Origin of the sequence: Arthrobacter sp. CAU 1506, assembly GCF_005047635.1 — a bacterium.
GTDB lineage: Bacteria > Actinomycetota > Actinomycetes > Actinomycetales > Micrococcaceae > Crystallibacter.
In genome coordinates this window covers 213,058-225,187 of record NZ_SUKC01000004.1, presented here as the reverse complement: position 1 = coordinate 225,187, position 12,130 = coordinate 213,058, and the positions used below count along the sequence as shown (strand labels likewise).

Annotated in this window: 10 protein-coding genes; 5 read left to right on the top strand and 5 right to left on the bottom strand. The window is 66.3% G+C overall.

Features of this window, described 5'->3' with window-relative positions:
• Positions 1-97: 97 nt before the first annotated feature.
• A complete protein-coding gene (locus tag E4J89_RS07325; RefSeq protein ID WP_136785504.1) occupies positions 98-343 on the top strand; it encodes an SHOCT domain-containing protein in 246 nt (81 codons plus the stop codon).
• Positions 340-906 carry a sulfocyanin-like copper-binding protein gene (locus E4J89_RS07320; protein WP_240691772.1) on the top strand — a complete coding sequence of 189 codons (567 nt, stop codon included), beginning with the start codon at positions 340-342 and terminating at the stop codon, positions 904-906. The genes E4J89_RS07325 and E4J89_RS07320 overlap by 4 nt, the downstream gene beginning before the upstream one ends.
• 163 nt (positions 907-1,069) lie before the next feature.
• On the opposite strand, the gene E4J89_RS07315 is transcribed toward E4J89_RS07320, so the two are convergent.
• From E4J89_RS07315 to E4J89_RS07295, 5 genes are all read right to left on the bottom strand, one after another.
• Positions 1,070-1,945 carry a F510_1955 family glycosylhydrolase gene (locus tag E4J89_RS07315; protein WP_136785462.1) on the bottom strand — a complete coding sequence of 292 codons (876 nt, stop codon included), beginning with the start codon at positions 1,943-1,945 and terminating at the stop codon, positions 1,070-1,072.
• 94 nt (positions 1,946-2,039) lie between these two features.
• Positions 2,040-2,681 carry a DUF305 domain-containing protein gene (locus E4J89_RS07310; RefSeq protein WP_136785461.1) on the bottom strand — a complete coding sequence of 214 codons (642 nt, stop codon included), beginning with the start codon at positions 2,679-2,681 and terminating at the stop codon, positions 2,040-2,042.
• Between the two features lie 113 nt (positions 2,682-2,794).
• Positions 2,795-3,268: a DUF6153 family protein gene (locus E4J89_RS07305; RefSeq protein WP_136785460.1), complete on the bottom strand. Its 474-nt coding sequence runs from the start codon at positions 3,266-3,268 to the stop codon at positions 2,795-2,797.
• Positions 3,269-3,283: 15 nt separating this feature from the next.
• Positions 3,284-5,530, bottom strand: a complete 2,247-nt coding sequence (locus E4J89_RS07300) for a heavy metal translocating P-type ATPase (RefSeq protein WP_136785459.1) — start codon at positions 5,528-5,530, stop codon at positions 3,284-3,286.
• Positions 5,531-5,591: 61 nt separating this feature from the next.
• A complete protein-coding gene (locus E4J89_RS07295) occupies positions 5,592-6,056 on the bottom strand; it encodes a cation transporter (RefSeq protein WP_240691771.1) in 465 nt (154 codons plus the stop codon).
• A gap of 185 nt (positions 6,057-6,241) precedes the next feature.
• Here E4J89_RS07295 and E4J89_RS07290 point away from each other — a divergent pair, with 185 nt between their 5' ends.
• The 3 genes from E4J89_RS07290 to ileS all read left to right on the top strand — a co-directional run bounded on the left by E4J89_RS07290 (position 6,242) and on the right by ileS (position 12,119).
• Positions 6,242-6,652 carry a four-helix bundle copper-binding protein gene (locus E4J89_RS07290; protein ID WP_136785458.1) on the top strand — a complete coding sequence of 137 codons (411 nt, stop codon included), beginning with the start codon at positions 6,242-6,244 and terminating at the stop codon, positions 6,650-6,652.
• A 617-nt stretch (positions 6,653-7,269) separates the two neighbouring features.
• Positions 7,270-7,800, top strand: coding sequence for a DUF4395 family protein (locus E4J89_RS07285; protein WP_136785457.1), 531 nt, complete (start codon positions 7,270-7,272; stop codon positions 7,798-7,800).
• A 968-nt stretch (positions 7,801-8,768) separates the two neighbouring features.
• The gene (ileS, locus tag E4J89_RS07280) at positions 8,769-12,119 is read left to right on the top strand and encodes an isoleucine--tRNA ligase (protein WP_136785456.1); all 3,351 of its coding nucleotides are present in this window, start codon (positions 8,769-8,771) and stop codon (positions 12,117-12,119) included.
• Positions 12,120-12,130 lie beyond the last annotated feature (11 nt).

Below are 12,130 nucleotides of genomic sequence, written 5' to 3'. Positions count from 1 at the left end.
TATGCCCGGCCCGAGGTGGCCAGCCGGGCCAACGCCCGGCGCTGTCGACCGCCCGGCCGAGAACGTAGGTGAAGGACGAGAAGGAGGTCCGGTCGTGATGTACGGATGGGATGGAAGCTGGGGTTTCGGCGGCTGGATAGCCATGGCCCTGATGATGCTGCTGTTCTGGGGAGGCTTGGTCGCGGTGGTGATTCTGTTGCTGCGCGGCCCGCACGCAGGATGGGGTGCGCACGGACAGCGTGGGGATGACGCGGAACGTATCCTCAACGAGCGATTCGCGCGTGGTGAAATCGATGAGCAGGAGCTGAACGCCAGCCGGGCTGCGTTGAGGCGCCGGCAGTGAACAGGCTCTCCGGCCGGGCGCAGATCCTGCTGGGCGTAGTCATGACGCTGCTGCTGACGGGCGTGTCCCTGGCAGCGGTTGCACTCCTTCACGGAGCCCCCGGGCCGGGCGGGCGCGGGTTTCCAGAAGCTGGCGGGTGCAGCATCCCGAACCTTCCGGGCACAGTCGTCAACGTGTCCGCAACGGACATGGGAGGCCGCATGGCGGGAGGCGGGATGATGGACGGCGCCATGCGCCTGTCGGCCGACCGCGCCACCGTGGCGCACGGCGAGGTGACCTTCCTGGTCACCAACCTTGGCCGGCTCAGTCACGAGATGGTGATCCTGCCGCTGTCCGGTACCCGGGCTGCCGGAACGCGGCCAATCGGCGGAGACGGGCAGGTCGATGAGGCCGGCAGTCTCGGCGAGGCATCGGCTACCTGTGCCGAAGGCGAAGGCCAGGGGATTCTGCCCCGGACGGCATCATGGGTGACAGTCAACCTACCGGCTGGCCGCTATGAACTCGTTTGCAACTTCCCCGGCCACTACCAAGTCGGAATGTATACGCAGCTGACCGTCACCTAGCCCCAACTGGAGGCGGGTCAGCTCTGGTCGATGGGCAGCGGGCGTCTCAAGGAGAACACGATGCGGCGCCCGCACTGCGATGCCGTGGGCGCGCCAACCATCGTCCGGGTGCGGGGCCCACCGGGTCATATTTCGCCCCGGTGTCCTTCGGTACGGCCAGTTCTTAGCTGATGTCGGTGCTGAAAGTGGCCCCGCCGTCGACGGAGTATTCGACACCATTGTCCGTGGCCACCCAGATGTGCAAGCGTCCTTCGCCGTCGGCCGCGGCAGTGATTGCCGCTGCCGGGGCAGAAACCTTACCCGCCTGTTCCCAGGTGATTCCGGCGTCCCGGCTGACCTGGATGGTGCTGTCGGGCGCAACGCCAACGGCAGTGCCAGCATCGGCGAAGGCGGTGAACAACAGCAGTGGTGCTCCGTCCGGCAGGGACCAGGTGCTGCCGCCGTCGGTGGAGCGCTGGACGCCGTCTTCTGTGGTGGCCAAGACGATGTCGCTCTCAGGCGAGCCGGCCAACGCCAGCGGTTGGAGGGAGGTCTGGACTGTGCTCCAGTCATGGCCATCGGCGCTGATCCGCAGTTGGCCGTCGAAGCCGATGATTCCGGCTCGCGTGGTGGTCAGGGCGTGGAAGTCGGATTCGCCCTGCCTGGACAGCGGTTTCCACGTCTTTCCGCCGTCGTTGGAGTGGATGAGACCGACGGGGTTCGGCAGATCCGATCCTGCGCCGGGGTGGCCGGAGGCGTAGAAGTGGCCGGCCTCGGCCATGGGGGCGAAGCCCATGAGGTCGATGGTCGGGCTGAGTTTTTCGGCGGGCTCCGCGCTGACATCGAACAGCCCGTTGTGGGTGGCCAGCACGACCTGGCCGGTGTCTGCGTCGGCAAACATGCCGTGCACATGGCCGAACGGATTCGAATTGGCGGCGGGAGGCACGGAGGTTGCAGCCGCGTCGCCGGGGGAGGCGCAGGAGGTTGCCAGCAGGGCGAGGGCGGCGGCACCGGTGAGCGCTTGGAGGACGCGGGCACGAGTGGAAATCATTCGGGGCATGGGTGTATGACTCCGTCAGGAAAGGGTTGGGCGGGGTGAGGCCGCAGCGGCGGACGCCAGGTCCGGCCGCTGCGGCCTGGTACAGCGGCGCGGGTTAGAGGGTCTTGAGCAGGTCCTGCATCTGCTTGATCTCGCCTTCCTGGTCTGCGACGATGGCCCGGGCCAGTTCCACCGCCTGCGGGTTGGAGCCCTGCGCCGCTTCCTGCTCGGCCATCTTCACCGCGCCCTCGTGGTGGGCGATCATTTGGGTCAGGAACAGCTTGGCGGCTTCAGCGCCTTCTGCGGCCTCCAGCTTCGCCAGATCTTCTTCGCTCATCATGCCGTCCATGCTGGACATGTCGTGGCCGGGCATAGTGCTTTCCGTGCTGCCCGTGTCGTGGCCTTCCATGGCGCCGGTCCCGCCGGGCTCGCCCCAGGCTTGCAGGAAGCCGTTCATTTTCTCGATTTCCGGCCCCTGGGCTTCCTTGATCTTCGTAGCAAGGTCCGTGATCCGCGCGTCCAGGTTCTCCTTGGAGAGCATGATCTCGCTCATCTGTACGGCCTGCTGGTGATGCGGAATCATCATCTGGGCGAACATCGTGTCCTCGACGTTGTGTTCGGCGTCGGCTGCAATTGTCGTCGACGTGGCAGCCGGTGTCTGTGCGGCCGCCTCGGTGCCGTTTTCGCTGGTTGCGCACCCGGCCAGTGCCAAAACGGTGGCGAGGGCGGCTGCGGACAGAGTCAGATGGCGTTTCATTAGGGGTTCCTTCAATCTGTGGTTCTGCTGAGGGTTTATCCATCGCCCCACGGTGCGCAAGGGCGCGCGCAGGGTGTACCGGTGCATGCCGTTTGGCAGCGGTGCCGGCCGGTTTAGATGCGGCTGATGGAGAGCTGAACCAGTGAAGGTGGCCGCAGAGGCGGCAAAGTGCGGGGCAGAATATGGGGCGGCCCGCGGCGTCGCGCGGCAGAAATGAACAGGCCGGGTTTGAGGCCGAGCAGGCCGGCGATACCGGTCATGAACAGGGCCAGGATGCACATGCCCGCAGCCATGTCGGTGTCCCCGCAGTTGGCGCAGAGGCTTGTCATGGTTCCGCCGTTGTCCTGGGCCAAAAGCGCAGGGCCGGCTATTGGCTGGGTGTGGCTGGCGCCAATTCCGATTTCGGCGACGTGCTGCGTCCCGATCGAGTCCGGGTGGTGTGCGCCGGTCCACACGTGCATGCCGAGGACGCCGGCGATGATCGCGAGGAGCCCGAGCAGCAAGCCGATCCTTGGGGCGGGCGACGAAGCGGTGACCCGCGGGATGCTCCCGGCCACCGTTCCTGACGCCGTGTTCCTGACAACCATTTGCATCCAGCCTAGTTACTGCTTGCCGGCGGAATCGAATCCACTCGGAACCGCGGCCGCAACGCGTGTGTCGGGACCGGCATCGAGCTGGATCCGTTCCGGGTCCAGATTGATCCGGCGCAGGAGTTGGGCGTTGAGTGCGACCACGATGGTTGAAATAGACATCAGGATCGCGGCGACCGCAGGGGAGATCGCCACACCGGCGAAGGCGAGCACGCCGGCAGCGAGCGGGACGGCAATGATGTTGTAGCCGGTGGCCCAGAGCAGGTTCTGGATCATCTTGCGGTAACTGGCCCGGGACAGGTCGATCATCGAAAGCACCGCCCGCGGGTCGTTGCCGGCCAGCACGACGCCTGCCGATTCCATTGCGACGTCGGTGCCGGCGCCGATGGCGATGCCGACGTCGGCCCGGGCCAGGGCCGGGGAGTCGTTGACGCCGTCGCCGACCATTGCGACTTGCAGGCCGCGCTCCTGCAGTTCGGTTACCTTCTTGTCTTTGTCCTGCGGCAGGACTTCGGCAAAGACCTCGTCGATGCCCAGGTCCCGGCCGACAGCCTCGGCCACCTGCCGGGCGTCGCCGGTGATCATGGCGACCTTCACGCCGCGCTCCTGCAGCGCGGCGACTGCGGCGCGGGACTCGTTGCGGACTTTGTCTTCCAACGCCAGCGCGCCAATGATGTGCCCGTCGCGGACCACATGCAAAACCCCTGCACCCCGCTCCATCCACGAGGCGGTCCGGGCGGCCAGCTCTCCGGGGTGTGCCAGGCCGAGCTCGCGCAGCATGTTCGGTCCGCCCACGGCTACTTCGGTGCCGTCTACCACGGCGCGCACGCCGCGGCCGGTCATGGAACTGAAGTCCCGGCCGGTCAGCCGCAGTGCTGAAGCCTGGGGGTCGGCCGCGGCCGCCGCGACGATCGCGCGGGCCACCGGGTGCTCGCTGTCGGACTCGACGGCGGCCGCGGCGGCCAAGAGGTCTGCCTCGCTGACGCCCCCGATTGCCGCGGTACCGGTGACGGCGTGCTGGCCTTCGGTCAGGGTGCCGGTCTTGTCGAACAGCACGACGTCGATGGTGCGCATGCGTTCCAGCGCCATCCGGTTCTTGATCAGCACCCCGGAGCGGGCGGCGCGTTCAGTGGAGATCGCGATAACCAGCGGGATGGCCAGCCCGAGCGCGTGCGGGCAGGCGATGACCAGGACAGTTACCGTGCGGACCACGGCCTCGTCCGGGCTGCCCAGGAACAGCCAGGCCACGAAGGTGATGATGCCGGCGCCGAGTGCGAAGTAGAAGAGCAGGGCCGCCGCGCGGTCTGCGAGGGCCTGGGCGCGGGAGGACGAGGCCTGGGCCTCGGCGACGAGCCGCTGGATGCCTGCCAGAGCAGTGTCGGAGCCTACGGCGGTAATTTCTACCCGTACGGCATTGTCGGTGGCGACCGTGCCCGCGACGACGGACGCCCCGACGCCGCGGGCAACGGCCTTGGACTCACCGGTGATCATGGATTCGTCGAACTCGGCTTCGCCGTCGATGATCCGGCCGTCCGCAGGAACCCGAGCGCCCGAGCGCACCAGGACGACGTCGCCGGCCGCCAGGGTGCCGATGGGTACGGTGGTGACGCTGCCGTCGTCGTTCACCCGGTCAGCTTCGTCCGGCAGCAGGGCGGCCAGGGCATCGAGGGCTCCTTGTGCCGAGCCCAGGGCCCGCATTTCCATCCAGTGACCCAGCAGCATGATCACGATCAGCAGGGCCAGTTCCCACCAGAAGTCCAGGTCGAACCCGCCGATGCCCAGGGTGGTTATCCAAGAGGCGGCGAAGGCGACGCTGATGGCCATGGCGATCAGCAGCATCATGCCGGGCTGGCGGGTCCTCAGCTCGCTCAGCCCGCCCTTCAGGAACGGCATACCGCCGTAGAAGAAGATCACGGTGCCCAGCACCGGGGGAATCCAGGTGGCGCCGGGAAAGTCCGGGATGGTGTAGCCCAGCAGCATGGCGAACATGGGGCTGAAGAACACAACCGGAATCGAGAGCGCCAGCGACAGCCAGAACTTGTTTTTGAACATGGCCGTGCTGTGCCCTGCATGCTGGCCATGGGTGTGGACCGCGTGCTCGTCGTCCACGGCTGAATGAGCCTGCGCGGCGTGCCCGGACGGCATGGCTTGGCCGTGGGTGTTGTGGTCCTCCAACCCGCCGGCCGCGTGCTGGTGGTTTTCAGAGACCGGCGGATGTCCGTGGTGATGGTGCCGGTCGTGCGAACTTGGGGTACTCATGACTCTCCGTTCATGACGAATGCTGTCGAGAATATGCGGCCTGTCAGGGGTGCCGTGTTCTTCAGGAAGGGACAAGCTCGTAGCCAGCCTGGGCTACGGCGTCACGAACTTCCGCGTCAACTACCGCCCGGGTGGCCGCGATGGTGACGGTGGAAACGCCGCCGGGTATGAGCGCTACCTGAACATCGCTGACACCATTAAGACCGGCCAGCGCGCCGGCGACGCTGGACGAGCAGTGCCCGCAGGTCATTCCAGCTACTTGATATTCGACGCGCACCGTGGCTTCTGCGGGTGCGCCCCCAGACGCAACCGCAGGGATCGATGTTTCAACGCTTTCCGTGTCAGCCGGCGCGCAGCAGGCGCAGCCGGATGAGGATACATCCCTCAGGGAAAGTTCGCGGTTCTCTGTGCCGCACATGGCGATCTCCTCACGCTCGTAGTCGACCGCGGGGGCGAGAAGCGTCAGCATGAGCTGATAGCCCAGAGGAGGTCGCAACTGCACTGCCACGGCGGTGAGGACCTTCAATGCGTTGAGCCCTTGATGGGGCCGTGACGGCGTTTTCCGGTCATCACAACTTATACCCCCAGGGGGTATAAGTCAACGGATGTGTGGGCAGGGCCCGCCCTGTTCCATCCTTGGCGTTAAGACTACTGTCGCAAGAGGCGGCCGGTACCCGCCGGCGACCGACAACAGGCGAAAGGACCAAAGTGATGACACACCATGTGACCTCGATGCTTGAGACCTACCCCAAGGACCTGGACGGACTGGACCGCCAAAAACTGGCGGAGTGCATGACCGCCTGCTTCGAATGCGCTCAGACATGTACCGCGTGTGCGGATGCCTGCCTCAGCGAGGGGATGGTCGCGGAGCTGACCACGTGCATCCGCACCAACCTCGACTGCGCCGATATCTGCGCCACCACCGGGAGAATCCTGTCCAGGCATACCGGTTACAACGCAGACGTCACCCGCGCGGTGCTCGAAGCGTGCCGCGCTGCATGCAAGTCCTGCGCGGACGAATGCGAACAGCACGCCGGGATGCACGAGCACTGCCGGATTTGCGCAGAGGCCTGCCGCCGCTGTGAAACAGCCTGCGCCGAACTGCTTGCATCCTTGGAGTAGCGGCCTTCCCTCCGGTTTCGCACACCGACGTGGTCGCCGGCGGAAAACCATTCAATACGTCCGCCGGAGATCGCGCACCCTTGTCTTTGGACCGATGAAATGAGCCGCCCCACGCACGCGGGCTTGCTGGGCCGGAGGCTGTTCCTCCGCGCAAGGTGGAGAGACCGTGATGGATGGGACAGTGCAGGGATCGCTCGGCATCTGAGCTGATGGGCAGCTTCGGCACGGCTGTCACTGTCCCCGGGCTGCGGCTTGCCGATCCGGGGGCTCATTTGCAGGCGCTGATCAGTTCCGGCCTCGGCCCGACGCACCCCTGGCGCGGTCGCTGGCGGGTCGCGGCGACGGCGGGAACTACCGGACGGCGGGGGATCTTCGCCTGGGACACGGCGGAGTGGCCGCCGGCGTCCGTGGGGGATGCATGAACAAGCTCGTCGAGGCCCACAACGGGATCAGCTGCATCGGTCCAGAGGGCGGTCCGCTCAAGTTATGGCCGCTGGGCCCTCGCGGCGTCGTTCGTCAAGTGCAAGAATCGTGGTGACGCACCTCAGCGTGGTGGCACGGGTTCCGGAAGGAACCCAATCGCGCCCACCTGACACTCCGGAACGGAAGGTACGGAGATGGCAACGGTCAGCGCTTTTACGGAGCGTAACCTGAATGGCCAAGGCTTCAGTTATCTCGATCTGGATGCCAAATCGCGCTACGCGTTGCCGCTGCGGTTCACGCCGGCACTGTGCGTCGTCCTCATCGCGATCGGATTGGCCTTGCAGTCGCCTGTCTGGCTTGCAGCGTTGGTTCCCATCGGTCTCAGCGGGGCACTGTTTCCTAGGGGCATGGCCACCGACGTGGTCTACAACTTCGGCGTCCGCCATCTATTTGGCGCCCCGTCGCTGCCGCCCACACCAAAGCCGCGGCGGTTCTCCTACATCCTCTCGACTACGTTGGGAGTGGGTGCGGCTCTGGCCTTCCAGTTTGGACTACCGGTGCTGGGGTTCGTGCTGGGAGGATTCGTTCTCGTCGGCGCAACGATCCTCACAACAACGCTGTGGTGTCTTGGATCGTGGATCTACCGGATGACTTTCAGCCGTCGGCTCGTCGTCCGCCAGTCGGGGCGGCGGGTAGCGGCTGACGGACGAGGGATAGTCAGGTAGTAGCAGCTGTTGACGCGTTGTCATTTTGCGCAGCCGCTCTGGAGGCCTGCCGGAGTGCGTCTTAAACTGTGAGCAGGGGCCGCCGGCAGGGGGTGGTCCTTGGCGGGAGGAGACGCGTCATGGATGTGCGGATCGTCGAGTCACTGGCCATGCTGGCGATCGGGGACGGGGTGCTTACCGCGTTGTTCCCGGAGGAGCATTGCGCTCGATGGGAGGCGGGGCCGTGGGCTCCAATAATGGGCTGGTTCAGGCAGCGCCCGGGCCTGACCCGCGCTTTCGGCGTCGCCCAGGTCGTGGGGGCAATAGCCTTGGCGGCCAGTTTGTCGAAGTCCCCGGGGCCGGCCTGGCGGAAATGACCCCAACCTCCGCTGCGTGAGGTCGAAGCCGCGGAGTTCGCTCCGAGCTGCGCCACATGCCGGGCTGCGAGACCTTCCCAAGTCCAGCCATGAGGCAGCGCCAGGCGCTGGGTAGTTGGGCGATCGTACCTTTTGGCCCGGTGGAAGTTGCAGCTAATGCGTCCTGCGCCGGGGGGACCGGCTCAGGGTGACGACGTCGGGAAGCGAGCTGGGCTGTCGTCGGCAACGACCTCGCTGCCGGTGGCCGCGGGGAATTCGGGGTGCAGGGCCCTCGGCCGCGCCGCGGGCCCTGCTCTCGGCCTGCGTTTCGACAGTCGCGGCGGTGTGGCCCTAAACTTGAGCTACAAGCTTTGACCCGGCCATCACCGGTGAGCTTCCGGAAGAACAGCCCACAGACCAACAGCGGGCCTAGTAGAGCCGGACGGGTAAGCCCGTCACAGCAGCGAACGAGTGGCTGTCCCTATGCACCGATTCCGGCGCAGCAGGCCAGCAAGTGAGGTGGTACCGCGGGTTCCGCCCCGGCAGCGGGTTCGGCTTTCAAGCCGAACCGGTGCGCTGGAGCAGGGCACGTCCTCGCAGAAGTACCCACACTTGCCGAGCTGTCTTTCCAGGATGACGAACATGCCACAGATCTATCCCAAGGCCTCCACCGCCGGCGCTGCCGCTGCCGAGAGCTCGCCCAAGTTCCCCGAAATCGAGGAGCTGGTGCTCAAGTACTGGCAGCAGGACGGCACATTCCAAGCCTCCGTCGATGGCCGCGATGCCGGCCAGGACGGCGAGAACGAATTCGTCTTCTACGACGGGCCGCCCTTCGCCAATGGGCTGCCGCATTACGGCCATCTGCTCACCGGCTACGTCAAGGACTTGGTGGCGCGGTACCAGACGCAGCGCGGCCACAAGGTGGAGCGCCGCTTCGGCTGGGACACGCACGGCCTGCCCGCCGAACTGGAGGCGATGAAGCAGCTGGGCATGACGGACAAGAACCAGATCGTTGCCATGGGTATCGACAAGTTCAACGACGCCTGCCGTACGTCCGTGATGAAGTACGCCGATGAATGGCAGAACTACGTCACTCGCCAAGCCCGCTGGGTGGACTTCGAGAACGACTACAAGACGCTCAACGTCGAGTACATGGAGTCGGTCATCTGGGCCTTCAAGCAGCTGCACGAGAAGGGCCTGACCTACCAGGGCTTCCGCGTGCTGCCGTACTGCTGGCGGGACGAAACCCCGCTGTCCAACCATGAGCTGCGGATGGACGACGACGTCTACAAGATGCGCCAGGACCAGACGGTCACGGTTACCTTCCCGATCCGGGCGGACGGCTCAGAGAACTCCATGGCCGCGGAGCTGGCCGGCGTCAACGCCCTCGCCTGGACCACCACGCCGTGGACGCTGCCCACCAACGTAGCGCTCGCCGTCGGGCCGGACATCCGCTACGCGGTGCTGCCAGCCGGTCCGCACGGCTGGCTCGGCGCCCCGGTGGTCGACCAAGCGAGCGCCAGCGAGCGCGTGGAGACCCGCGTGGAGACCGGCGCAGAGACCAAGTTCCTGCTCGCGGAGGACCTGCTCGGTTCCTACGCCAAGGATCTGGGCTACGACGACGCCGCTGCCGCCACCGAAGCGGTCACCGCCACCTACTCGGGCTCCCAACTGGCCGGCCTGCGCTACGAGCCGCTGTGGGACTACTACACAGACGCCGAAAAGTGGGGCACCGGCAACGGCTGGCAGATCGTGGTGGCCGACTATGTGACCACCACCGACGGTACCGGCCTGGTCCATCAGGCGCCGGCCTTCGGCGAGGACGACCAGAAGATCTGCGAGGACAACGGGATCCCCGTGATCGTGTCGGTGGACGAGGGCGCCAAGTTCCTGTCCAACTTCGGTGAGGGCCCGCTGGCGGAGATCGCCGGCATGCAGGTCTTCGAGGCGAACAAGCCGATCACCAAGGTGCTGAAGGCAGAGGGCCGACTGGTACGGCAGGCCAGTTTCGAGCACAGCTATCCGCACTGCTGGCGCTGCCGCACGCCGCTGATCTATCGCGCCATCTCCTCTTGGTATGTGGAGGTGACCAAGTTCAAGGACCGGATGGTCGAGCTGAACCAGCAGATCAACTGGATCCCGGAAAACGTCAAGGACGGCCAGTTCGGCAAGTGGCTGGAGAACGCCCGCGACTGGTCCATCAGCCGCAACCGGTTCTGGGGTTCCCCTATCCCGGTGTGGGAATCGGACAATCCGGAGTACCCGCGCCGCGAGGTCTACGGCTCGCTGGCCGAGCTGGAGGAAGCGTTCGGCACTTTGCCGCGCAACCACGACGGCGAGGTGGACCTGCACCGTCCGTACATTGATGACCTGGTCCGTCCCAATCCGGACGACCCGACCGGCCAGTCGATGATGCGCCGGGTGGAGGATGTGCTGGACGTCTGGTTCGACTCCGGTTCGATGCCGTACGCCCAGGTGCACTACCCGATGCAGAACAAGGACTGGTTCGACAGCCACAACCCGGCGGACTTCATCGTCGAGTACATCGGCCAGACCCGCGGCTGGTTCTACACCATGCACGTGCTGGCCACCGCACTGTTCGACCGGCCCGCCTTCCGCAACGTGATCAGCCACGGCATCGTGCTCGGCTCGGACGGGCAGAAGATGTCCAAGAGCCTGCGCAACTACCCGGACGTGTCCGAGGTGCTGGACCGCGACGGCTCCGACGCCATGCGCTGGTTCCTGATGGCGTCCCCGATCCTGCGCGGCGGCAACCTGATCGTCACCGAGCAAGGCATCCGCGACGGCGTCCGGCAGGTGATGCTCCCGCTGTGGAACGTCTGGCACTTCTTCAAGCTCTACACCAACTCCGCGAACCACGGCGCCGGGCACGAGGCGGTCTCCGTCCTCGGCGATACCGCCCGGATCGAGGCGATGGAATCGCTGGACCGGTTCATCCTGGCCAACACCGGCGACCTCGTCCGGGACATGACCGCCGCGCTGGACGCCTATGACGTTTCCGGTGCCTGCGACGCGCTGCGCGAGTACCTGGACACGCTGACGAACTGGTACATCCGCCGGTCCCGCCAGCGGTTCTTCGACGAGGACCGCGACGCGTTCGACGTGCTCTACACCGCGCTGGAAACGGTGTGCCGTGTGGCCGCTCCGCTGCTGCCGCTGGTGACCGAGGAGATCTGGCGCGGGCTCACCGGCGGGCGGTCGGTGCACCTGACCGACCTGCCCGACGCCGGTGAGTTCCCGCAGTTGGCCGAGCTGGTGGAACTGATGGACACCACCCGGCAGATCTGCTCCTCCGGCTCCAGCCTGCGCAAGGGCGCGAACCTGCGGGTACGCCTGCCGCTGGCGTCGCTGACCGTGGTGGTGCCGGGCGCGGAACGGCTCTCCGGCCAGTACGCCGTGATGATCCAGGACGAACTCAACATCAAGTCCGTGCGGCTGATCGACTCCGCCGACGCCTCGCCGGAAGAGTTCGGCATCTCGCAAAAGCTGGTGGTCAACGCCCGCGCCGCCGGTCCGCGGCTGGGCAAGAACGTGCAGCAGGCCATCAAGGCGGCCAAGTCCGGTGACTGGTCAGTGGACGACGCCGGCGTGGTCACCGCCGGGGGACTGGCGCTGGAGCCGTCGGAATACTCGCTGGAAACGGTGGTCGCCGAGGACGCCGCGGCGGGTTCGGCCGTCACCATGCTGCCCGGCGGCGGTTTCCTGGTGCTGGACACCACGGTGACCGCTGAGCTGGAAGCCGAGGGCGTGGCGCGCGACTACGTGCGCACCATCCAGCAGGCCCGCAAGGATGCCGGACTGGTGGTCAGCGACCGCATCCGCACCACGGTGACCGCAGACCAGTCCGTGCTGGACGCGCTCACGCTGCACCAGGGGCTGGTCTCGCAGGAGACCCTCACCGTGGACCTTGTGCTGGTGGCCGGGGACGGCGATGCCGTGTCCGTGGAAAAGACCGGATCCTGAAGGGGCACCAA

What these genes read in the sequence shown, in the direction of transcription:
- E4J89_RS07325 (WP_136785504.1), top strand. Translation starts at nt 98, where the DNA reads ATGTACGGATGGGATGGAAGCTGGGGTTTCGGCGGCTGGATAGCCATG.
- E4J89_RS07315 (WP_136785462.1), bottom strand. Translation starts at nt 1,945, where the DNA reads ATGCCCCGAATGATTTCCACTCGTGCCCGCGTCCTCCAAGCGCTCACC.
- E4J89_RS07310 (WP_136785461.1), bottom strand. Translation starts at nt 2,681, where the DNA reads ATGAAACGCCATCTGACTCTGTCCGCAGCCGCCCTCGCCACCGTTTTG.
- E4J89_RS07305 (WP_136785460.1), bottom strand. Translation starts at nt 3,268, where the DNA reads ATGGTTGTCAGGAACACGGCGTCAGGAACGGTGGCCGGGAGCATCCCG.
- E4J89_RS07300 (WP_136785459.1), bottom strand. Translation starts at nt 5,530, where the DNA reads ATGAGTACCCCAAGTTCGCACGACCGGCACCATCACCACGGACATCCG.
- E4J89_RS07290 (WP_136785458.1), top strand. Translation starts at nt 6,242, where the DNA reads ATGACACACCATGTGACCTCGATGCTTGAGACCTACCCCAAGGACCTG.
- E4J89_RS07285 (WP_136785457.1), top strand. Translation starts at nt 7,270, where the DNA reads ATGGCAACGGTCAGCGCTTTTACGGAGCGTAACCTGAATGGCCAAGGC.
- ileS (WP_136785456.1), top strand. Translation starts at nt 8,769, where the DNA reads ATGACGAACATGCCACAGATCTATCCCAAGGCCTCCACCGCCGGCGCT.